The sequence below is a fragment of the Gilliamella sp. B2887 genome (assembly GCF_026537015.1).
Taxonomy (GTDB): Bacteria; Pseudomonadota; Gammaproteobacteria; order Enterobacterales; family Orbaceae; genus Gilliamella.
Window position 1 is genome coordinate 44,780 of sequence record NZ_JAFNMX010000004.1, and the last position, 22,035, is coordinate 66,814.

General features: G+C 34.2%; 20 protein-coding genes. 6 read left to right on the top strand and 14 right to left on the bottom strand.

The genetic code is table 11. The annotated features are described in order from the left end of the window. The first annotated feature begins 34 nt into the window (after positions 1-34). From J3U13_RS04690 to cyaY, 3 genes are all read left to right on the top strand, one after another. Entirely contained in the window at positions 35-832 is a 798-nt protein-coding gene (locus J3U13_RS04690) for a hypothetical protein (RefSeq protein WP_267340476.1), read from the top strand. Next, the gene (locus J3U13_RS04695) at positions 833-1,357 is read left to right on the top strand and encodes a surface-adhesin E family protein (protein WP_267340477.1); all 525 of its coding nucleotides are present in this window, start codon (positions 833-835) and stop codon (positions 1,355-1,357) included. A gap of 102 nt (positions 1,358-1,459) precedes the next feature. Beyond that, the gene (cyaY, locus tag J3U13_RS04700) at positions 1,460-1,771 is read left to right on the top strand and encodes an iron donor protein CyaY (protein ID WP_267340479.1); all 312 of its coding nucleotides are present in this window, start codon (positions 1,460-1,462) and stop codon (positions 1,769-1,771) included. Between the two features lie 72 nt (positions 1,772-1,843). Here cyaY and uvrD read toward each other — a convergent pair whose 3' ends face one another. The 13 genes from uvrD to pmbA all read right to left on the bottom strand — a co-directional run bounded on the left by uvrD (position 1,844) and on the right by pmbA (position 18,629). Then, the gene (gene uvrD / locus J3U13_RS04705; RefSeq protein WP_267340481.1) at positions 1,844-4,087 is read right to left on the bottom strand and encodes a DNA helicase II; all 2,244 of its coding nucleotides are present in this window, start codon (positions 4,085-4,087) and stop codon (positions 1,844-1,846) included. Positions 4,088-4,266: 179 nt separating this feature from the next. Beyond that, positions 4,267-4,980 carry a 5-amino-6-(5-phospho-D-ribitylamino)uracil phosphatase YigB gene (gene yigB, locus J3U13_RS04710; RefSeq protein ID WP_267340482.1) on the bottom strand — a complete coding sequence of 238 codons (714 nt, stop codon included), beginning with the start codon at positions 4,978-4,980 and terminating at the stop codon, positions 4,267-4,269. After that, positions 4,980-5,903: a tyrosine recombinase XerC gene (xerC, locus tag J3U13_RS04715; protein WP_267340483.1), complete on the bottom strand. Its 924-nt coding sequence runs from the start codon at positions 5,901-5,903 to the stop codon at positions 4,980-4,982. The genes yigB and xerC overlap by 1 nt, the downstream gene beginning before the upstream one ends. 8 nt (positions 5,904-5,911) lie before the next feature. Beyond that, positions 5,912-6,646, bottom strand: coding sequence for a DUF484 family protein (locus J3U13_RS04720; RefSeq protein ID WP_267340485.1), 735 nt, complete (start codon positions 6,644-6,646; stop codon positions 5,912-5,914). A 133-nt stretch (positions 6,647-6,779) separates the two neighbouring features. Then, on the bottom strand, positions 6,780-7,604 hold the full coding sequence (dapF, locus tag J3U13_RS04725) for a diaminopimelate epimerase (RefSeq protein WP_267340486.1): 825 nt from the start codon (positions 7,602-7,604) through the stop codon (positions 6,780-6,782). Between the two features lie 124 nt (positions 7,605-7,728). Beyond that, a complete protein-coding gene (gene lysA / locus J3U13_RS04730) occupies positions 7,729-8,979 on the bottom strand; it encodes a diaminopimelate decarboxylase (RefSeq protein ID WP_267340488.1) in 1,251 nt (416 codons plus the stop codon). A gap of 11 nt (positions 8,980-8,990) precedes the next feature. Next, the gene (gene lptM / locus J3U13_RS11480) at positions 8,991-9,131 is read right to left on the bottom strand and encodes an LPS translocon maturation chaperone LptM (protein WP_416380307.1); all 141 of its coding nucleotides are present in this window, start codon (positions 9,129-9,131) and stop codon (positions 8,991-8,993) included. A gap of 499 nt (positions 9,132-9,630) precedes the next feature. Then, the gene (gene recG, locus J3U13_RS04735) at positions 9,631-11,721 is read right to left on the bottom strand and encodes an ATP-dependent DNA helicase RecG (RefSeq protein WP_267340489.1); all 2,091 of its coding nucleotides are present in this window, start codon (positions 11,719-11,721) and stop codon (positions 9,631-9,633) included. Between the two features lie 5 nt (positions 11,722-11,726). Continuing rightward, positions 11,727-13,835, bottom strand: coding sequence for a bifunctional GTP diphosphokinase/guanosine-3',5'-bis pyrophosphate 3'-pyrophosphohydrolase (gene spoT, locus J3U13_RS04740; RefSeq protein ID WP_267340490.1), 2,109 nt, complete (start codon positions 13,833-13,835; stop codon positions 11,727-11,729). Between the two features lie 19 nt (positions 13,836-13,854). Next, positions 13,855-14,145, bottom strand: coding sequence for a DNA-directed RNA polymerase subunit omega (rpoZ, locus tag J3U13_RS04745; protein ID WP_267340491.1), 291 nt, complete (start codon positions 14,143-14,145; stop codon positions 13,855-13,857). Positions 14,146-14,282: 137 nt separating this feature from the next. Continuing rightward, positions 14,283-15,497: a CinA family nicotinamide mononucleotide deamidase-related protein gene (locus J3U13_RS04750; RefSeq protein ID WP_267340492.1), complete on the bottom strand. Its 1,215-nt coding sequence runs from the start codon at positions 15,495-15,497 to the stop codon at positions 14,283-14,285. A gap of 24 nt (positions 15,498-15,521) precedes the next feature. Next, entirely contained in the window at positions 15,522-17,270 is a 1,749-nt protein-coding gene (locus J3U13_RS04755; protein WP_267340493.1) for a SulP family inorganic anion transporter, read from the bottom strand. Between the two features lie 6 nt (positions 17,271-17,276). Continuing rightward, on the bottom strand, positions 17,277-18,629 hold the full coding sequence (gene pmbA / locus J3U13_RS04760) for a metalloprotease PmbA (protein WP_267340494.1): 1,353 nt from the start codon (positions 18,627-18,629) through the stop codon (positions 17,277-17,279). A gap of 77 nt (positions 18,630-18,706) precedes the next feature. On the opposite strand from pmbA, the gene yjgA reads away from it, so the two are divergent. From yjgA to J3U13_RS04775, 3 genes are all read left to right on the top strand, one after another. Continuing rightward, positions 18,707-19,243: a ribosome biogenesis factor YjgA gene (gene yjgA / locus J3U13_RS04765; RefSeq protein WP_267340495.1), complete on the top strand. Its 537-nt coding sequence runs from the start codon at positions 18,707-18,709 to the stop codon at positions 19,241-19,243. A 65-nt stretch (positions 19,244-19,308) separates the two neighbouring features. Continuing rightward, positions 19,309-19,839: an inorganic diphosphatase gene (gene ppa / locus J3U13_RS04770; RefSeq protein ID WP_267340497.1), complete on the top strand. Its 531-nt coding sequence runs from the start codon at positions 19,309-19,311 to the stop codon at positions 19,837-19,839. A gap of 416 nt (positions 19,840-20,255) precedes the next feature. Further along, positions 20,256-20,465 carry a cold shock domain-containing protein gene (locus J3U13_RS04775; RefSeq protein ID WP_065619463.1) on the top strand — a complete coding sequence of 70 codons (210 nt, stop codon included), beginning with the start codon at positions 20,256-20,258 and terminating at the stop codon, positions 20,463-20,465. A gap of 146 nt (positions 20,466-20,611) precedes the next feature. Here the strand turns inward: J3U13_RS04775 and gapA are convergent, their stop codons facing one another. Beyond that, positions 20,612-21,607: a glyceraldehyde-3-phosphate dehydrogenase gene (gene gapA / locus J3U13_RS04780; RefSeq protein WP_267340498.1), complete on the bottom strand. Its 996-nt coding sequence runs from the start codon at positions 21,605-21,607 to the stop codon at positions 20,612-20,614. Positions 21,608-22,035 lie beyond the last annotated feature (428 nt).

The window sequence follows — 22,035 nt, forward strand, 5'->3', positions numbered from 1 at the left end:
TTAGCAGAAGAATTATTTAAAAAGGGCCTACTTTATGTTCACAAAAAAACTATTTGTGCTTATTTGTGCTTCAATAATTTCTTTTATGGTTTATGCACAAAACCAAACTAATGTAAATGAAACAAGCAAAGTTATTGATTCTTTTTTTCAGTGTGATAATCAATTTTTTAAACAGTTAAAAACGAATAAAGATTCTTTCAGTCAGTACACAGATTTAGCCTTTGTTGATAATTTTGCTTATATTGTGTCCGATTCGATTGAACACGATAAAAAAAATAGAGTGGTATTTAAAAAGCCAATTGAATACAGAGGATTAAAAATTTTAGGTTATCAAAATATCTTTATTCCAACATCAGTATCTGGTCAATTTTATTATTGGGGGTTTATTTTTGATAATAAACCTCAATACGTTAAACAGGCACTTAATAATATTAACTGGTTAGATTTTAACGAAAAAATTCACTTTGCTAATCCTAAAATTTACGATAAAAAAAGTAAAAATAAAACTTGGCAAGACAATCCTTATTCAATTGACATGGTGATTCCAAGATCTGGCACTGTTGAAAAATCCTTATATTTAGAACCAATAGAAGATAATCAAAGCCGTGTGATTTGCTCAATACAAGGAGATATTGATAAAAAGATTCTCTATTCAGTACGCCCTGATATGAAACCTATCGATAAGGAATATGAAATAAAACGTAAAAAAAGAATTGAAGATAACAATCAAATAAAACAAAAAGAGAATCAAGAAAACCTGAAATCCCAACAAGAAAAAGATATTAATCAAAAATCAACTAAATATAATTCAAAAAATGGGGATAAAATCTAAATGAAAAAAATATACTTGTTATTTATTCTCTTTTCTTTTTCAGCTTTATGTAATGATTTTAATACTCCTGCAACAACCAGTAATAATGAAAGTGATACAAGTAGTTCCCATGAAACAAGTGAAAATTTAAAAGATTCGCGCATTGGTGAACAATTTATTCCAATGAGCAAATTTAATGAAGATAAATCAATAGGTTACTCATTTATTGATAGGAGTTCCATTGTTCTACACCCTTATAATAAAAAAATACGAGTATTTAATGAGGTTGTTAATTTTATACCCCCATTAGTACAAGAAAACAGTGAAGGTGAAAAAATAACTTACCGATCAATTGTGATTCAACATTTCGCTAACTGTGATAAAAAAGAAATCGCTAAAGGGAATATTCAGTTATTTGAAAATTATTTTGGCGATGGTCGTTTAGTGAGTACCAATGACACACCTAACCGATGGGCAAATGCAATTGATAATAATGAACAGCGTCGTTTGTTGATCGTTTCTTGTTCTTTATCTATTGCTCATTAAATATTACTGATTTTTTGTTGATATCTATCTGCCACTTCTAGTGGCAGATAGTTTTTGATTATGCTAATATCACTTAACTACCTCAATATTGATTAACTTTCTATGAACATCACTGAATTTCACACGATTACCGATCAACTGTTTAATAAGGTCGAATCATTTTTAGATCACTTTTCCGAAGAACAAGACATTGACATTGATTATGAAATTAATGGTAATGTCATTACTATCACATTTCCTAATTTCAGTAAAATTATCGTCAATACTCAAGAACCCCTATTTCAAGTTTGGCTAGCAACAGCAAAACAAGGCTATCACTTTGTTTATGTCGATAATGAATGGGTTTGTACTCGTACAAATCAGTCATTTAATAAAATATTCTCGCAATCTGTCACTGATCAAGCAACAATATAACGGTAGAGCTCTAAAAATCGGTTAGATAAGGCAAATTGAGTTTTGCCTTTACTATTTTTCAATTTATAAGTATTAAAGTAAGGTAAGATTGGCTAATTTAATTACCAGCCATTTAACTCCCTCGTCTACAAAGGCAATTTGAACTCGTTTATGATCTCCTTCGCCATCAAGATTGATAATAGTCCCTTCTCCAAAACGATGATGTCTAACTTTTCGACCTAAAACATAACCATCACTTTCACGTTGTTTTTCAAGATAGGATTTTTTACGATCGATAATAAATTGCTCATTTTTACTAAGATCTCTTTTAGTTAAATCATTTGATTTAAACTCAGATGAGGGGATAATACCTCGATAACTTACCTCGTTTAACCTTTCAACAGGTAATTCTGCTAAAAAACGAGAAGGTAAATTACGTTCATCCCGACCATAAAGTCGTCTTAATTCACATAAAGTTAATGTCAAATGTTTTCGAGCCCGAGTGATTCCAACATAGGCTAAACGTCGCTCTTCTTCCATACTATCATTATCTTTAACTGAACGTTGAGCAGGAAAGATACCCTCCTCTAATCCAACAATAAATACATTATCAAACTCTAATCCTTTAGCTGAATGCAGAGTCATTAATTGAATGGAATCTTGAGCTTTAACGACATCTCGACTTTCTAATGAGGTAAACGCTAAAAACGACTCAAGTACTGTCAGTGTTTTACCTGTGGTACTATCCTCAATGACTGTATTTTCATTGTTATGAAAAAATTGTTCGGCAGCCGAAACCAGTTCTTCAAGATTTTCTAATCGTGATTGCCCTTTAATTCCTGGTTCTTGCTCATACATTTGCTGAACACCAGATAATTTAATTATAACGTCAAGCTGTTGATAAAATGGCAACTGTCCTACTTCTTCATGAATTGAGTCCATCAATTGTAGAAAACGACTTAGTCCAGAGCGCTGTCTTTCAGTTAATGCATTTGTTTGAATTAATAATAAACACGCCTCCCATAATGAAAGATTATGTTGTTTAGCCGTAAGTCTGACTTTATCAAGAGTAACATTACCAATACCGCGAGTTGGAGTATTAACTGTCGCTTCAAAAGCCATATCATTGTTGTGATCGTGCAGTAAACGCAAATACGCCAGTGCTAATTTAACTTCTTGCCGCTCATAAAAGCGTATTGAACCATAAATTTGGTACGGCAATCCTGCTTGTAACAGGGTATCTTCAAAAATACGCGATTGAACATTATTACGATATAAAATGGCACAACTTGAAAATTTATCGCCTTCTTCATGACGCTTTTTTATTTGACCAATTACAAATCTTGCTTCATCAATATCATTAAAACCAACATAAAGTGAAATCTTTTCACCTTCACCACTATCTGTCCAAAGATTTTTCCCTAAGCGTTTTTGATTTTTGGCAATTAAAATGTTAGCCGCATCTAAAATATTACTGGTTGAACGATAATTTTGTTCAAGACGAATGATTTCAGTGTCCGGATAATCATTGATAAACAATTGTAGATTGTCGGCATTAGCACCACGCCAGCTGTAGATTGATTGGTCATCATCACCAACAATCATAACGTTAGCCGTATCACCTGCCAATTTTTTTACTAATCGATATTGAATTAAGTTCGTGTCTTGAAACTCATCAATTAAAATATTAGAAAAACGTTGATGGCAATAATTTAGTACATCATGATTTTGATTGAGAAGTTCATAAACTCTTAAAATTAATTCTGAAAAATCAACGTATCCAACTCTGTCGCAAATTGCTTGATAATCACGATAGATGGTTTGCCACATCGCTTGTTTAGGATCTTCTGGTGTGAAATCATGAGCTCGTAATCCCATCTCTTTTTGATTAGAAATAAAAGCTGCACATTCTTTTGCTGACCATTGTTTTTCATCTACTTTAAGTTCTCGAAAAATTCGCTTAATAAGACGAATCTGATCTTCCGAGTCAATAAGCTGAAAATTAGAAGGCAATTTGGCTTGCTGTGAAAACATCCGTAGTAAACGATGAGTTAATCCATGAAAGGTACCAATCCACATCCCACTAAAATAACCGTCACCAACTAATGCTTGGATACGCTCTTGCATTTCAACAGCAGCTTTATTTGTGAAAGTAACGGCAAAAATGGATTGGGAAGGGTAATGTTTTTCCATACAAAGCCATGCAATTCGGTGAACTAAAACACGCGTTTTACCACTTCCGGCGCCTGCAAGTACAACAGTGTATTGGTTATCGGTAGTCACGGCGTTTTGTTGTTCATTATTGAGGTCTTTTAATAATGATTTTTTAATATCCATTATATTTAAACCTATCTTGGTTAGAACAAATACAAATTGGTTTCAATTTCATAAGCATTACAAATATGTTCATTGTGTTTCTAAATATAGTTAATTGACTGTAAGCAAATAAGATAGGCTTTGAGTTAAATGTAAATCACTCTTAGCTTCACTGTCTATTTATACAGATATTTACAAAATTATAACAGATTCTCTAATTCAAGCAATTGACTAATCTCAATATGGGGTAAACATCGAGCATCAGCAAGATGAAAAATGTCCTGATTCATAATGTTTATCCAACACGCTAATAAACCATTATTAATCGCACCATTGACATCCGTTATCAAATTATCACCGACATGTAATATATTACCTGCCGGTACGGCTAATTTGTTAACTGCTAATTCAAAAATTTCTGGAAAAGGCTTTGAGCGCCCATCGGCTCCCCCACGTAATGAAAATTGAAAATAATCTCTTAATCCAATTTTATCAATATCAACATTACCATTAGTAATCACCGCTAAAGGGACTATGGTTGCTAATTTCGTTAATAAGGTGTGAGTGGACGGTGAAACATGCATTTTATGACGCCAAAAATTAAACATATCCATTGTTTCGTTAATAATGTTTACCATATTTTCTGGAGAAATCTTTGCTTTATTTAACAATGATTTAATAGTTTCCATTCGCCAGGCCACAACATCGTGATAAATCTCTGGTTGCGCAGCCTGCACCGTTTTTTTTTCTAAATGCAGTTCGGATACAGTTAAATGATGTAACCCTTCATAACGCTGCAAATATTTAACAATTTCCTCTTCGGATTTTTCTACAATGTCACTGTTGTCGTACAACGTATCATCAAGATCGAAAGTGATTGCCTTAATTTTGTTTATTGAACGATAAATGTGCATTACTTGTTTCCTCTTCTCGCTCTTGGATGGGCTGAATCATAAACTTCAGACAGATGTGAAAAATCTAAATGAGTATAAACTTGAGTGGTTGATAAATCTGCATGACCTAACAACTCTTGTACGGCTCGCAAATCTCCACTTGATTCTAACATGTGTGTGGCAAACGAATGTCGTAATTTATGCGGATGGACATGAACAGACAATCCGCGTCTAACGCCCCACTGTGCAAATCTTTTTTCAACATTACGGGGTGAAATGCGTTTACCTAATTTGGAGATAAATAACGCATCATCCTGCGGCTCTAAAAAATCACGCAGTGATAACCAATGATTAATCCATTTAATAGACTCATAACCTAATGGCAATTTTCGCTCTTTATTTCCCTTCCCCATTACGCGAACTTCACCCTCATTCAAATTCAATTCACGGCAATTAAGATTGACTAATTCAGACAATCGTAAACCTGAACCATACATAAGTTCAAGCATAGCTCTGTCACGTACGGAAAGAGGATCATTATATTCAATATCGAGCAATTGATTAATTTCATCAATATCAATATTTTTAGGGAGATGATGCCCCAATTTAGGATTTAACACCCCACGGGCAGGATTGGCATTAATATCTTGATTTTTAATTAACCAATCACAAAAACTGCGCAATGCCGATAGCCTTAATGATAAACTTCTTGCCTGTAAACCCGTTCGTTTACTATGACTAATTAATAATCTAACTGCCGATGAGTCTACATCTTGCCATTGAGTAATTCCCACTTCTTCTGCGATGGCTATAAGCGCAAAAAGTTGACGTCGATAATTAACTTGAGTATTTAGGCTAAGCTGTTTTTCCGATTTTAAATAATTTAAAAAACGCTCAACCGGTTCAGTTAATAAACAACGATTATTTTGAGAGGATTGAACCATAACTTACCTTATTTTTTTCGCATAACCCATTTTCCAATTAATATAGGTAATAATTGACTCACTTTTTCTAATAATAAAGTACCTTGTCTTTCCTGATAATGATTCGGATTGGAGCTGGTAAACATTAAGATCCCCAAATCACCAAATTGTCCTAATAAGGATAACGCAACAGAACCAACATAATTATGTTGAGATAATAAAAAATCTAATTCGGTGGTATTTAAGATACCAAGATATTGATTACTGTATTGTAGATGTCTAACTCGAATAAAATCAAAACCTGAACTATTCAAAGCAAAATGTTGATATTTTGAAGGGGCATTGATTAACCATTTGTCATCAAAAAGGTATAAGTATGCACCATTAAGACCCAACGATTTTGCCCAATTTTTTAATATCTGTACCAGTTCATCAAGATCATTGGCTTTAATTATCTGACATTGTAGATCCATAAACTGATTAAAAAGTAATTCATTAGAACGCGCGTATTCCATTAATAAGGTTATTTCATCCTTAAGATGACTAATTTTATTACGCTGTCTTGCCATTTGCCATTCAGGTAGTGAAATTCCACCCCTGATTGGATGTAGAATACGCATATTTTCAATACGACTTGCGTTTCTGATAAAAAAATCTGGATTATCGAGCAAATATTGACTAACAATCTCATCATTCAATTTCATTTTACGAGTTGTTGGTTTTGTATTTTTTGCTTTATAAGATTGTGATGTTTTAGCAACCATTCTGAATCTCTGTTATAACCGATAAGACACACTAGGCTAAAAAATCAGTTAAAATTAATGGAGTTATATATTTTTAACTAATTTATTAACAAAGAATGAAATGTTATTTATCTACTTTATTGTCAAACAAAATTTACATCGCAATAAATCCATCATAAACATGCGTAGCAGGTCCTGTCATATAAAGAGGTTTATTTGTACCTTGCCATTCGATTAATAACTTACCACCAGGTAGGTTTACTTTGACTTTGCTGTTAAGTAATCCTTGATTAATACCAACAGCAACAGCGGCACATGCTCCAGTACCACAAGCTTGCGTTTCACCAACACCACGTTCAAATACACGTAAATTTATATTATTGCGATCGATAATATGCATAAAACCAATATTAGCTCGCTCCGGAAACCGTTCATGCTGTTCCAATAATGGACCTAATTGTTCCACTTCCGCGGTAAGAATATTATCTACTTGTAAAACACAATGTGGATTACCAATTGAAGCAACGCCACATAATATTGTGCGTTCTTGAGCACGAATGATGTAAGTTTTCTCTTCTTTAATTGCTTTAAAAGGTACTTTATTCGGCTCAAAAATAGGTTGTCCCATATTGACTCTTACCGTCTCATCGTCGTTGACAGTCAATACAATATTCCCTTTCATCGTGCTAACTTTTAATGTGCGTTTTTTGGTCAAACCTTTCAAACGAACAAAACGTGCAAAGCAACGTGCTCCATTTCCACACTGCTGAACTTCATTACCATCAGCATTAAAAATTCGATAATGAAAATCGGTATCTGGAGCAAAAGGAGGCTCAACAATCAAAAGTTGATCAAAACCTACTCCAGTATATCTATTAGCAAGACGTTTGATCATTTCAGTCGAAAGATGAACATTTTGGGTTACCGCATCAATGACCATAAAATCATTTCCGAGTCCATGCATTTTTGAAAAGTTCATCTATTTCTACCTTCTATTGAAAAAAACATAATTGTCTATTGCGTTATATTATCTGATAAGCACATCACACTGTCTGATGTATGAAAACCCGCCTAAGTTCTCACATAATCAGCAATATTATTTATTATAGGAATTCACCTCGCCATAAATCATCAAACGACTCTCGCTGACGAATGAGTTTATGTTGCTGCTCGCCAATTAACATCACCTCTGCTGGTCTTGGGTGACTGTTATAGTTGGATGCCATACAAAATCCATAAGCGCCAGCACTACAAACCACTAATAAATCATCTTGTTGAACCGAAAGCTCACGTTGATATGCCAATACATCACTTGATTCACAAATTGGGCCAACAACATTATATATCAAGGTTTCATCTGTTAGTTTCGGTTCTTTTTCTGGTAAAACTCGCATCCAAGCTTGATATAGCGCTGGTCTAATTAAATCGTTCATACCTGCATCCACAATTGCAAAATGATTACCATCTTGATGCTTAGTATATTCAACTTTCGTGATTAATAGTCCTGCGTTAGCAACAATGCACCGACCGGGTTCAAATAGAAGTTCAACATTAACGTATTTTGCAAATTTCTTTTTCAACTCAGTAACAAGCAGTGAAGGTGATATAGGTTGTTCATCATTATAACAAACTCCCAAACCGCCTCCTAAATCAATATGATCAATACTGATGTCATTAGTTTTTAATTCATCGATTAGTGCCACAATACGATCGGCAGCATCAAGAAAAGGTGACAATTCCGTTAACTGAGAGCCGATATGACAGTCAATGCCTGCTATTTTGATATTTGCTAATGATTTGGCTTTACGATATACATCTAATGCTAATTGATAACTAATACCAAATTTATTTTCACGTAATCCTGTTGAAATGTAAGGGTGAGTTTTTGCATTAACATCAGGATTAATTCTTAACGAAATTGTCGCAATTTTATTTAATCTTTTAGCAACATCATTAATTCGATAAAGCTCTGATTCTGACTCAACATTGAAACATTTGATACCAACTGTCAGTGCGCGCTCAATTTCTACAATGGATTTTGCTACACCAGAAAAGACAACTTTGCTCGCATCCGCTCCTGCCTTTAGCACTCGTTCCAATTCACCTTGAGACACAATATCAAACCCAGCTCCTAAATTTGCCAATTGATTTAATACTGATAAATTACTGTTAGCTTTAACTGCATAACAGATTAAATGGTTAGTATCCATTAGAGCTTGCTGATAAGCCAGAAACTGTTTAGTAATATAATTGGCTGAATAAACATAGAGTGGTGTACCGTACTGTTCAGCTAAATCAGATATTGCAATTTTATTAGCAAACAATTGACCTCTTTTATAATGTAGAAAATCCATAATCTATTCCGTTAAACTGTTTGGTTAAGTGAATACGAATCCATTGATATTGTTGACGTCTCAGCAGGAATATAAAGAGGTCCTTTCAGTCCACACCCCAATAATGTCAATGTAACTAAAAGTATAGAAAGTAGTTTTATTGATGATTTCATAGAACATTCACAATTATTTCATTTTTAGGATGCCGACTATATTACACGATAGCCATATCCGTGCAAAGCATAAATAATCAAATCGTTATATATAACTTTGATATTAATATTATTCATTTGTTTACTTTTATTGAGTTATCTTGCAATATTCAATTATTTCTATAAATTACATTTTATTCCTTAATGAACTAACTATCCTTTTACTGGTCAATTTTTACTGAAACGTAGGTATAATCTGAAACTTTTTTACAAAACAATTTTTATTTCTCAAGAAACGAGAGCGATTACTGTGTCTGATTTTTCTGATATATGTAGGCATTGAGTGTTAGATTATTATAACCTCATATTATTGTTCTGGTCGTGTTTACTGAAACGTAGGTGTAACCTGAAACTTTTTTACAAAGAAATCGATAAAAAATGGTTCATGGAAGAGACCAACCATACTAGAGTGATTTTTTAAATCAATTTATTCTGTTATAAAATAATCAATCGATTAGCTCTAAGCATTAATATATTTTTGACGGTCAGGAAGCCAACAAGCTATCAATTGCTGAGCAACTTGTGGATAGTTTTGTTGTAAAGAGTGAGATATTTTTTGTATTTCACTAATCAGATGTTGATCACGGATTAAATCAACAATTTTGAAGTTTGCCACACCCATTTGCCGAGTCCCCAAAATTTCACCACTGCCACGAATTTCGAGATCTTTTTGGGCAATTACAAATCCATCATTGCTTTCACGCATGACTTTCATTCTTGCTTGAGCCACTTTACTGAGCGGAGCTTGGTACATTAAAACACAATAAGAAACTGCACTACCTCGACCAACTCGTCCACGTAATTGGTGTAATTGAGCTAACCCGAGTCGTTCAGCATTTTCAATAATCATCAAACTCGCATTGGGTACATCAACACCAACTTCAATTACCGTCGTTGCAACTAGAAGTTGAATGTTACCTGCTTTAAAGTTTTGCATGACCAATTGTTTGTCATCTGATTTCATTTTGCCATGTATTAAGGCAATCGACAAGCTTGGTAATCGTTCACCCAATTCTTCAACTAACATTTCCGCAGCTTGAGCGTCTAGAATTTCTGACTCTTCAACTAACGTACAGACCCAATAGACTTGTCGAGCACTTAAACAAGCTTGATGCACTCTTTCGATAATCTCTTCTCGGCGAGAATTAGGAATAACAACTGTCGTAACAGGCGTACGCCCAGGCGGTAACTCATCAATCACCGAGACGTCTAAATCCGCATATACTGTCATTGCCAGTGTTCTAGGTATGGGTGTTGCGGTCATAATTAGTTGATGAGGATGCATACCTTCTTTTATTCCTTTTTCCCATAATGTTAATCGCTGATTAACACCAAATCGGTGCTGCTCATCTATAATCACCAAGCCTAGAGAGGCAAATTCCACCTTATCAACAAAAACAGCATGTGTACCGATTAACATAGTGATATCACCATTTTGTACACTTTCATAACGCTGCTTTTTATTTTTTGCAGTTAAGCGTCCAGATAGCCAATCCACTTTTATACCAAGTGGTTCAAACCATTGTTTGAAATTGTTATAGTGCTGCTCTGCTAATATTTCTGTCGGCGCCATTAAGACAACTTGTTGATGATTTTCTATAGCGTTCAATGCCGCCAATGCAGCAACTAAGGTCTTACCTGAACCCACATCCCCTTGAATTAAACGCATCATTGGAATAGGTTTAGCCATATCTGTATAAATATCTTTAACGACGCGTTGCTGGGCATTAGTTGGACTAAAAGGCAATGAAGCTAAAAAAGGTGTTATAAACTTTTGATTAATACGCATAGCATAGGCTTGATGCTTTTGATTATCGACTTTTAATAGCAACATGCTTAAGTGATAGGCGAGTAACTCTTCAATAATGAATCGTTTAATCGCGCGATGTTCGCCAGTACCCAATAGATTGATATCGGTATCAATTGGCGGATTATGAATGATTGTTAATGAATCTAACGCAGGCAAATAATGATTAGATAAATAATTAGGCAAAATTTCAATTGGAGGATTACGTTTTAACAGTAATAACGCTGATTGAATCAATTTACGAATCACATTTTGAGTCAAACCATATGTTGTAGAATATATAGGGGTATATCTTTCCTGACTCCCATCAGTTAAGGCTATATCCTCACGGTTAGCGTTAACTTTATATTGAGGATGAATAATCTCTGGATAATTTTTTCCGCTTTTTATTTCACCGTAGGCTCTTACCCATTGACCTTGTATCAAACTCGCTTTTATTCCAGCATTAAAATTCATAAATCTCAATATTGCTATTCCTGATTCATCCTGAATATGACAAACTAACATTTGTTTGCGTTTCAAGATCACTTCAGTTTTTATAATGCAACCTTCGATCGTAGTATGTTTACCAACAGTCACATCACCGATGGCACACGATGTAGTACGATCTTCATAACGCAAAGGGAAATGGAATAATAAATCTTGAATGGTATCAATTCCAAGTGCATGAAATTTTTTTTCTAAACTATCACCAACTCCACTTAATTTAATTAATGGAATATGATTAAAAAAACGGTTTAACATGATAATTAATTGATGTTACGAATCACACTCACAACATCTTGTTGTAAAGACAATTTACGCATTAACTCATTGAGTTGTTGAGAATTTTTTACTTCAATTTGTAAGATGATAGTATAAATTTGTCGATCTTTTTCTTCCGTATTTAGCCACTGTAAATGCGCTTTTTCATCATTAATAATCGAAAGTATATGCCCTAATGACCCTTGATTATTTAGAATATCTACCCAGATTTCAGCAACAAAAAATTGATCGATATTAGTCGCCCATTTAAGAGGAATATACTTTTCAGGATTATTTTGATAACCGGTTATATTTCGACAATATTCATGATGTACGGTTAAACCTTTTTCTGGACTCACATGACCAATAATTGGATCATTAGGGATGGGATGACAACATTTTGAAAATGTTAGTAATACACCTTCACTTCCAGTTATTACTAATGTTTTATTCGAATCGAAATGATCTTGCAATAATTCATTATGCTTCAACCCGTTGGCGATAAAATGACTCATAATATTGCCTAAACCAATTTCAGCCAACACATCATCAAAAGATTGTAATTTGGTAATTTGCAAAATATTTTTAATCTGTTCATTAGAAAGATTTTCAATTCCACCTGTGTTAACTAGTGCTAAATTAAGTAATCGTCGTCCAAGCGCTATGGCATCTTCACGTTTTAACGATTTCAACGCTTGCCGAATACGCGATCTCGCTTTGGCACTCACCACAAAACTCAGCCAACGTGCATTAGGTCGAGCTTCTGGTGAAGTAATAATTTCAACTGTTTGTCCATTACTTAGAGGTTGGGATAGCGGATAAGGTTTGCGATCAACAAGTGCGCCAATACACTGATGACCTATATCAGAATGTACTGCATAAGCAAGATCAACGGCTGTTGCACCTTCAGGTAATTGAACAATACGACCTTTAGGCGTAAAAACATAGATCTCTTTAGGAAACAGATCCGATTTTACATTTTCAATAAATTCAAACGAGTTACCTACACTTTGTTGCAGCTCTAATAAACTCTGCATCCAGCGTTGAGCCTTAATTTGAGTGGTGGTATGCGTAATCTCATCATTTTCATTATATACCCAATGAGCAGCTACCCCCATTTCAGCCATTTGATCCATATCTTCAGTACGTATTTGCACTTCTACTGGCGTACCATATGGACCAATTAAGGATGAGTGTAACGATTGGTAACCATTGGCTTTAGGAATGGCTATATAATCTTTAAATCGATTAAGGCGTGGTTTATATAAATTATGTACTAAACCCAGAGCTCGGTAGCAGGCATCGACATCTTTAACAACGACTCGAAAAATATAAATATCCATAATTGAGTGAAAATGCTGTTCACGCATTTGCATTTTCTGATAAATTACATAAATATTTTTTTCTAATCCTTCCACTACTGCATCAATATGAGCATCGGCTAAACGCCCTCTAATTTCTGATAATATTTGCTCAATAAGTTCTTTTCTGGTACCGCGAGCAACATCAACGACTTTTTCTAGCACTTTAGCGCGATTAGGATGCATCGCCGTAAAGCCCAATATTTCGAGCTCAGTTTTAATATGATGAATACCCAAACGATGTGCTAAAGGAGCATAAATTTCTAGTGTCTCTTTTGCTATGCGACGACGTTTATCAGGTCTTAGTGATCCAAGAGTTCGCATATTATGCGTACGGTCAGCAAGTTTAATTAAAATAACGCGCACATCTTCGGTCATGGCGAGAACCATTTTACGAAAATTTTCAGCTTGTGCTTCTTGCCTATTGCGAAATTTTAATTTATCTAATTTAGAAACACCTTCAACCAAAATAGCAACGTGTTTGCCAAATTTTTCCGTAATATCTTGAAAGGTGACAGGAGTGTCTTCGATAGTATCATGTAAAAGTGCAGCGATAATTGTTTCATAATCCAGTCGCATATCGGCTAAAATTGTCGCAACCGCGACTGGATGGGTAATATAAGGTTCACCGCTACATCGGAATTGCCCATCATGCGCCTTTTGAGCAAAGAGATAAGCATCTTGAATAATATCAACTTGTTTAGCTGGAAGATAAGATGTGACAACCTCTTTTAAACCATCAAAATATTGCATAGGCAATTCTCAGCAGAATTTATTCGTACGAGGGAGTATTATCAAGAAGAATCGATTCATGAAGCGCAGAACGAACTTCTGCTTCTTCATCTTGACGAGCCTGAAAATCAGCAGTATCAAGAATTTGTTTGTTAACAAGACCATCTTCAATTTCACGTAACGCAATAACGGTCTCTTTGTCGTTTTCTTCTGGAATTAATGGCGATTTATTTTCAATTTGTAATTGACGAGCACGTCTTGCTGCAACTAAAACGAGATCAAAGCGATTACCAATTTTTTCTACTGCATCTTGAACAGTTACACGAGCCATTTTTACCTCTAATTTGTTTTACTAAATTGCTTTATTTGAAAGATCTATTATTGTACTTAATTTTGTAGCAAATTGTCCATATTAATATTATTTATAAACTCAAGCTAGCTGATTTTTTTACAAAAAACTATCAATAGTTATTCAATCAAATCTAACCAAACATTCTTTCCAAGAATTGGCATGTTTAGAAGATAACGGCGTAAAGCATCTAAAGCAATTGCACAAAGAATTTTTTGAGTGATTTCACGATTCTGTACTTGACCAGTATATTTCAAATTAAATTGGAAAAATTGTTGAGAAGTGGCTATTATCAATGTGAATTCCGTATTTTTTTCTCTAAAATTAACTAACCCTAGCACGATATCAGCTCTATTTCTGGTTAATACATGTAAACAATAGTCTTTAAAAGCCTCAGGAAACAATGGAACGATTTCCGACTTAACCAGTGGTGCTTCACACTCAAATAATTGGTGAGCGATGCGCCCTGCGGATTGATGTTCAATAACTGCAATTGTTTGCCCTTTTTCGATTAAAATTTTAGAAACAAACATCGCTAAGCCTAGATCTCCATGTTGCGTTAAGACTCCTTCATACAAAAAATTGTTAGCAACTATTGCTTTAATTTTTTGCCATAACGCATCCATCTTAGTTTTTTGCTCTTCTGAACCTGTTAATTTCAGTTCAATCATTGGCATTGTTGCTCGATATCCAATCACAATATCCGTTGGTAAATTGAGGTTATCATCAATTTGAGTCGCTAAATTACTTTCGGTTTGCCCCATTGTCATCAGTCGATAACACAATTTCTTTTCTAATGTTGGAAAGTTTAATTTAATTTCAGGCAAAATCCAGGTTTTAATCATTTCCTTGAATTCGCTAGGTACACCTGGAGTAAAATATAAAAGGCAGTGATTGATTTGTATTTTTAAGCCACATGCCGTTCCAATCGGATTATCAATTAAAGTAGCACTTTGTGGTAACATTGCTTGCTTTATATTACTTGGTGACATAGTTTTACCATGCCTTAAAAAAAATTGTTCAATTTTGCTCAGCCACTCTTGATGCAATATAAGGGGTTCATGATTGGCTAACGCTGCTGCTTGAGCGCTTAAATCATCACTTGTTGGTCCTAAGCCACCATTCACAATAATAATATCATTATCTAAACTATGTTGTTGAAGTGTGCTAATTAGCTGAGTCAAATCATCACCAACTGTATGTTTGGATGTTATTAAGATACCTTCTTGAAAAAGGAATTGAGACAACCACGCAGCGTTAGTATCAATTATTTGCCCATGTAACACCTCATCACCAGTACTGAGCATTTCGATGTTTATCTTTTTTTTAATCACAAATACCCCTTAAACAAATAATGATTAAATAACAATATTTTTGCTATCCAAACCTTCTTCATCATTGTCCATATGTTCTTTACTTTGCACTGACTTTACTGAAAAATAGAGATCATAAGCAAATTCAATATACTCTTCATCAAGCTGTATATTCATCTGCTTAAACCAATTTTTGAGTGTTTTTCGTCTACCTGATAGGATTAATATAACATTTCGGACTTTTAAAGATTTAACTAATTCTTCAACACCTAATAACACGCTGACATCTTTATAAGTAAAACAAGGAATAGCATCAACGATAACGTAGTTTATTGGCTCTTCAGCTTCGTCAATATAACTTATAATTTTTCGCTTAAAATATGCAATGTTAAAATAAGTTAGCGGGGAGTTAAAACGATAAATCATTGTATTTTTTAATTTTTTAACCTCTTTACCTAAAGAGTGAATACGACCACTATCATCGATCCCCAATAGTTGATCTTTCGGTCTGAAAACACGGCGTAAAAATAGAAATAGCCCTAACAAAACAGCGAGCGCCATACCTGGGATAATACCTATCAATAATACCGAGATAAATGTGATTAAACTTAAATAAAATGCATCGCGATCAAATTTAAAAAAGCGAAATATAGTTTGAAAATTAATAAGAGAAAACGAAGAGTAAATTAAAATCACCCCTAATACACAAGTTGGAATGTATTGCAACGGCGCTAAAAAAAACAGAACTATAAAACCAATTAATATTGCTGCAATAATTGAAACCAACTGAGTTTTACCGCCATTGGCATCATTAACTGCAGTACGCGATGAAGTACCACTTACCACGAATCCTTGTGATAACCCGGCTACAATATTTGCCATACCCAAGGCTTTAAATTCAATATCTGCGTTTGTTTCATAATTATTTTTGGATGCAAAACTGCGTACCGTAATCATCATACTGACAAAACAGATAACCGCTATATTCAGTGATGGCACCACTAAATCTCTCATTTTTCCTTTATCAAAATCAATCCAGGATTCAGTAGGTATAAATTCGCCACTAACTTGGCCAATGATACGGATATCGTACGATTCAAAATTAAATAACCACGAAAAAAACGTCGTTATCATTACAGCTAAAAGCGGGGCTGGATATCGAGGTTTTGATCTTCTCAAAACAATCAATAAGAGTAAAGTAAAAAACGAGATCAATGCAGTTAAAATATGAATTTGTGATATTTTAAAAGGTAAATACACAACTCGTTCAATTAAGTATGAAAAGTCATAGGAAAATCCTAAAGTTTTAGCCAATTGATCAATGATAATTGTAATTGAAATTCCGTTGAGTAGACCAATTAAAATCGGTTGACTGAGTAAATCAGCCAGTGCTCCTAAATGCAACTTACCCGCAATGATACACCATATACCAATCATAATGGTTAATAAAACAACCAATTGCCAGCGTAAAATGGGATCATTTGCCGCCAAAGGAAAAACAACAGCCGCAACTACTGCACAAGTTGCGGTATCAGGACCAACAATAAGTTGTCGGGAAGAACCAAAAAGTGCATAAACAATAAGAGGTAAAATGGTTGAGTATAAGCCGGCTATTGCACCAACACCCGTTAATTCAGCGTAAGCAATTGATACAGGTAACGAAACAGCCGCTACGGATAAGCCTGCCTTTATATCAGAATTAAAATATTCACGTTTATAATGCAATAAACTGACTAATCCAGGCATCCATAATGCTATTTTTTGTAATACCCCTTTGTTTTCTACTTTTTGCATATTTTATTATCTTCCAGCTATGCTTATATTTTCAATTAAAATCGATCCACATTGAATGTTACTTCTTGTTTCAAGATCATTCCCTATCGCCACAATATTTTGATACATATCTTTAAGATTACCTGCAACGGTGAATTCATTGATTGGATACTGAATTTGACCATTTTCAACCCAGAATCCAGTTGCTCCTCGTGAATAATCCCCCGTAACATTATTAACACCATCTCCCATTAAAGAGGTCACCACAATACCCTTATCCAATTTTGCTAACATTCCATTAAAGTCTGCATCGGTTTGACTTGATGAGACTAACCAATTATGTATACCACCCGCATGCCCTGTTGATTTTAGACCTAATTTTCTGGCTGAATAATTACTCAGCAAATACGTTTGCAAAACGCCATGCTCAATGATATTACGTTTAACAGTTCTTGTTCCTTCACTATCAAATGGTGAAGAACCAATGCCTTTTAATATAAAAGGATTTTCAAAAATAGTTAACCAAGATGGAAATATTCTTTCGCCCACGCTATCTAATAAAAACGAAGATTTACGATAAATTGCTCCACCACTTATTGCACCCACCAAGTGTCTAATTAGTCCGACGGCAACCTCTGCACAAAACAGAACGGGTACTTGCATGGTTTCAATTTGTTTCGCCCCTAAATGAGCTATAGTTTTTTCAGCCGCTTGTTGACCAATCCATAATGGCGATTTTAAATCGTTAATGTCCCGTGAATAAGTAAAAGCATAATTGCGTTCCATTTGCTCATCTTGTTTGGCAATAACTGAACATGATAATGAATGAGAACTTGCGCAATAACCATTCAACATACCTAAACTATTGCCATACATATAAATGCCATAACGGCTACTAAAATAACCACCATCACTATTTAAAATCTTGGGGTAAGCTAACGCAGCTTCTTCTGTTTGTTTAGATTTTTCTATAGCTTCATCTACATTCAAATCACCAGGATAAAAGAGATCTAAATCAGGTGCATCGAATGCCATCAATTCTGCCTCACCTAAACCAGAATAAGGATCGGATGAAGTATATTGCATAATATTGATGGCCATATCAATGGTTTGGGCAATTGCTTGCGGAGATAAATCATTCGTCGAGGCACTACCCTTACGTTGGTTCTGATAAACCGTAATGCCTAACGCACCATCACTATTAAATTCTACGTTTTCAGTTTCACCCATACGAGTACTTATACTTATACCTGTAGATTGATTAATTGAAACTTCAACTGAATCAACTCTTGGTTTAGCTTGCTCAATAGCATGAGCCACAATAGCGGATAAATTCTCTTTTTGGACTAAAGCGTCTTTCTTGATTTGTTCTATACTCATTTCATTATTTTCTACAATTCTGCTAGTGATACGTTATAATAAGCCAGAATTGCATTTTAGTTAACAAAAGAAATCATATGAATCAAAATCAAGAGACAATCAAAGAGCCAAACTTAGCTGTCGAGGAGATCGAAGATGAGATCATTTACGTCAGTAAAAGTGAAATTAAAAGAGATGCTGAAGAGCTTAAAAAACTCGGTATTGAACTAGTTAATTTAAGTAAAAATGAAATTGTAAAAATTCCTCTTGATGAAGATTTACTTTACGCTATTGAATTAGCGCAAAAAATCAAAAAAGAAGGTTATAGAAGACAAATTCAATATATTGGTAAGCTGCTTCGCAGTCGAGATATTGAACCGATAACCCTTGCACTAAACAAACTTAAAAATCGCCATAACCAACAAATAGCGATATTTCATAAATTGGAAAAATTGCGCGATGATCTTATTGAAACAGGTGATGCTGAAACCATTATTAGTTTATTTCCAAATGCTGACAGGCAACAACTGCGTACTTTGGCTCGTTTAGCTAAAAAAGAGTTACAAACCAATAAACCACCAAAAACAGCAAGACAAATTTTTCAATATTTAAAAGAATTGAGCGATACAGAATAAGTTTTATAATGTACGCTCATTACTAATGAACTAAACTATTATTAACTAAGATAGAGGATACAAAAATGGGACTTTTGAATGTACCAGCAGGTAAAGAATTACCCGATGATATTTATGTTGTGATTGAAATTCCTGCCAATGCAGATCCAATCAAATATGAAGTAGATAAAGATACTGGCGCAGTATTTGTTGACCGTTTTATGGCAACAGCTATGTTTTACCCGTGTAACTATGGCTATATCAATAACACATTATCTCTTGATGGTGATCCTGTTGATGTATTAGTCCCGACACCATACCCATTACAACCAGGTTCAGTTATTCGCTGCCGTCCTGTTGGTGTATTAAAAATGACAGACGAAGCGGGTGAAGATGCTAAATTAGTCGCAGTACCACATACTAAACTTTCAAAAGAATATGACCATATTAAAGATGTTGAGGATTTACCAGAATTATTAAAATCTCAAATTAAACACTTCTTCGAACAATACAAAGCACTCGAAAAAGGGAAATGGGTTAAAGTAGAGGGATGGGAAAACGCAGAAGCAGCTCGTAAAGAAATTATCGAATCTTTCGAAAGAGCTAATAAAAAATAGGCTTAATCAAAAAAATTACAAAATTCGTATTAAGCAATCATTACAAAAAGTTATAAAAAGGAGTCACTAAAAAATCTTTAGTGACTCTTTTTTTATACTTAACTTTGACTTTCGAAATAAAATTAATTTTTTGTCATCTTTTAATTGTTTTATATCAAATTAAGTATATTTTAAACAGAAATATATATAAAACTGCATTATAAGATGAAAAAATTGTCATTAAGATCTTGCTTTCGAATATAATTTATGCGGTAATAGTAGCAGACTTATAACGCAGTATTTTATTATGAAAACGATTAACTTTTTTTATGTAACGTTAATCATATTTTTAGTTTTGAGTTGAAGTAATAATACTAAGTGAAGGTCTATTCGTGCCTTAAAGGCAAATTATTAATTATTGTTAGGATGTCTAGTAAATGAATAAGAAAACTGGCCAAGTAAAATGGTTTAACGAGAGTAAAGGTTTCGGTTTTATAACCCCTACCGATGGAAGTAAGGACGTATTTGTTCACTTCTCAGCTATTTCCGGCGACGGATTTAAAACATTAGCTGAAGGTCAACAAGTCGAATTTGCTATCCAAGATAGCCCTCGTGGACCAGCAGCAGCTGAAGTTGTTGTTATTTAACTAACTAATTTCTTTATTAGTGTGAAATCAAAGCCCATTTTAAATAAATGGGCTTTTTATTGTTTTAACAACTTAATAACAATCATGTAATTAAAAAAGCGACCCGAAGGTCGCTTATTGAAATAAGTAAAATAAATTATTTTTTATTATTTAGAAACTACAGCGATTAAATCTAATACTTTGTTAGAATAACCCACTTCATTGTCATACCAAGAAACAAGTTTCACGAAAGTATCGCTGATTTGAATACCTGCTTTCGCATCAAATACAGAAGTACACACTTCACCTAAGAAGTCAGTTGAAACAACTGCATCTTCAGTATAACCAAGAACACCTTTCATTGAGCCTTCAGAAGCTTCTTTGATCACTTTACAGATCTCTTCGTATTTAGCTGGTTTAGCTAAACGCGCAGTTAAATCCACTACAGAAACGTCTGGAGTAGGGACACGGAAAGCCATACCAGTTAATTTACCGTTTAATTCAGGGATAACTTTACCTACAGCTTTAGCAGCACCAGTTGAAGATGGGATGATATTTTGAGCAGCACCACGACCACCACGCCAATCTTTGTGAGATGGACCATCAACAGTTTTTTGAGTAGCTGTTGTCGCGTGAACAGTAGTCATTAATCCTTCAACGATACCAAAATTATCATTAATCACTTTAGCTAAAGGCGCTAAACAGTTAGTAGTACATGAAGCATTAGAAACGATATCTTGACCAGCGTATTCTTTGTCATTAACGCCCATTACGAACATAGGAGTGTTATCTTTAGAAGGACCAGTTAAAACAACTTTCTTAGCACCAGCTTCGATGTGTTTACGAGCAGTTGCATCATCTAAGAAAAGACCAGTTGCTTCAGCAACAACATCAACACTTACTTCATTCCATTTTAAGTTTGCAGGATCTCTTTCAGCAGTAACGCGGATAGTTTTACCGTTAACGATTAATTTGCCGTCTTTAACTTCAACAGTGCCATCGAAACGACCGTGAGTTGAGTCATATTTAAGCATATAAGCCATATATTCAACATCTAATAAATCATTAATAGCAACGATTTCGATGTCTGAACGTTTTTGAGCAGCACGGAAAACAATACGACCAATACGGCCGAAACCATTAATACCTACTTTGATTGTCATAACAATTACCTTCTTTTTTGTGTTTTTAAATATAAAAAATCTTTGCTGTAAGCTATCAAATTTTAACGGTTTATTCAAGATCATTCGATCAATTTAGACACGAATTCATTAAATAGTTTTAACAGAAAATTATTGAAATAACACGATTAGCAATAAAATCATTTACTTACTCAAAACACCTCACCTGACAAAATAAATAAGTAAAAAATAGTCCCTAAATTTCAAAAAATAGTGACTGCTAATTTAATCAAATTGCCATAACCCACTTTTATTGCACAATTTATACACTTCACTAATCTACATAATCATCATTGTTTAAAATTATGTCCAGCTATTCAGGTCAAATTGTAAAGATGAATTCGAAATAAATCGGTAAGATCATTTGTAGATATTTTCTAAACACTTTCATCTTGTTAAATTTCAATGCG

Excerpts from the sequence above, each read along its gene's own strand:
- J3U13_RS04695 (WP_267340477.1), top strand. The coding sequence starts at position 833 with ATGAAAAAAATATACTTGTTATTTATTCTCTTTTCTTTTTCAGCTTTA.
- J3U13_RS04755 (WP_267340493.1), bottom strand. The coding sequence starts at position 17,270 with ATGCAAAAAGTAGAAAACAAAGGGGTATTACAAAAAATAGCATTATGG.
- pmbA (WP_267340494.1), bottom strand. The coding sequence starts at position 18,629 with ATGAGTATAGAACAAATCAAGAAAGACGCTTTAGTCCAAAAAGAGAAT.
- spoT (WP_267340490.1), bottom strand. The coding sequence starts at position 13,835 with ATGCAATATTTTGATGGTTTAAAAGAGGTTGTCACATCTTATCTTCCA.
- uvrD (WP_267340481.1), bottom strand. The coding sequence starts at position 4,087 with ATGGATATTAAAAAATCATTATTAAAAGACCTCAATAATGAACAACAA.
- cyaY (WP_267340479.1), top strand. The coding sequence starts at position 1,460 with ATGAACATCACTGAATTTCACACGATTACCGATCAACTGTTTAATAAG.
- lptM (WP_416380307.1), bottom strand. The coding sequence starts at position 9,131 with ATGAAATCATCAATAAAACTACTTTCTATACTTTTAGTTACATTGACA.
- yjgA (WP_267340495.1), top strand. The coding sequence starts at position 18,707 with ATGAATCAAAATCAAGAGACAATCAAAGAGCCAAACTTAGCTGTCGAG.
- xerC (WP_267340483.1), bottom strand. The coding sequence starts at position 5,903 with ATGGTTCAATCCTCTCAAAATAATCGTTGTTTATTAACTGAACCGGTT.
- ppa (WP_267340497.1), top strand. The coding sequence starts at position 19,309 with ATGGGACTTTTGAATGTACCAGCAGGTAAAGAATTACCCGATGATATT.
- rpoZ (WP_267340491.1), bottom strand. The coding sequence starts at position 14,145 with ATGGCTCGTGTAACTGTTCAAGATGCAGTAGAAAAAATTGGTAATCGC.
- J3U13_RS04775 (WP_065619463.1), top strand. The coding sequence starts at position 20,256 with ATGAATAAGAAAACTGGCCAAGTAAAATGGTTTAACGAGAGTAAAGGT.
- dapF (WP_267340486.1), bottom strand. The coding sequence starts at position 7,604 with ATGAACTTTTCAAAAATGCATGGACTCGGAAATGATTTTATGGTCATT.
- yigB (WP_267340482.1), bottom strand. The coding sequence starts at position 4,980 with ATGCACATTTATCGTTCAATAAACAAAATTAAGGCAATCACTTTCGAT.
- J3U13_RS04690 (WP_267340476.1), top strand. The coding sequence starts at position 35 with ATGTTCACAAAAAAACTATTTGTGCTTATTTGTGCTTCAATAATTTCT.
- lysA (WP_267340488.1), bottom strand. The coding sequence starts at position 8,979 with ATGGATTTTCTACATTATAAAAGAGGTCAATTGTTTGCTAATAAAATT.
- J3U13_RS04720 (WP_267340485.1), bottom strand. The coding sequence starts at position 6,646 with ATGGTTGCTAAAACATCACAATCTTATAAAGCAAAAAATACAAAACCA.
- gapA (WP_267340498.1), bottom strand. The coding sequence starts at position 21,607 with ATGACAATCAAAGTAGGTATTAATGGTTTCGGCCGTATTGGTCGTATT.
- recG (WP_267340489.1), bottom strand. The coding sequence starts at position 11,721 with ATGTTAAACCGTTTTTTTAATCATATTCCATTAATTAAATTAAGTGGA.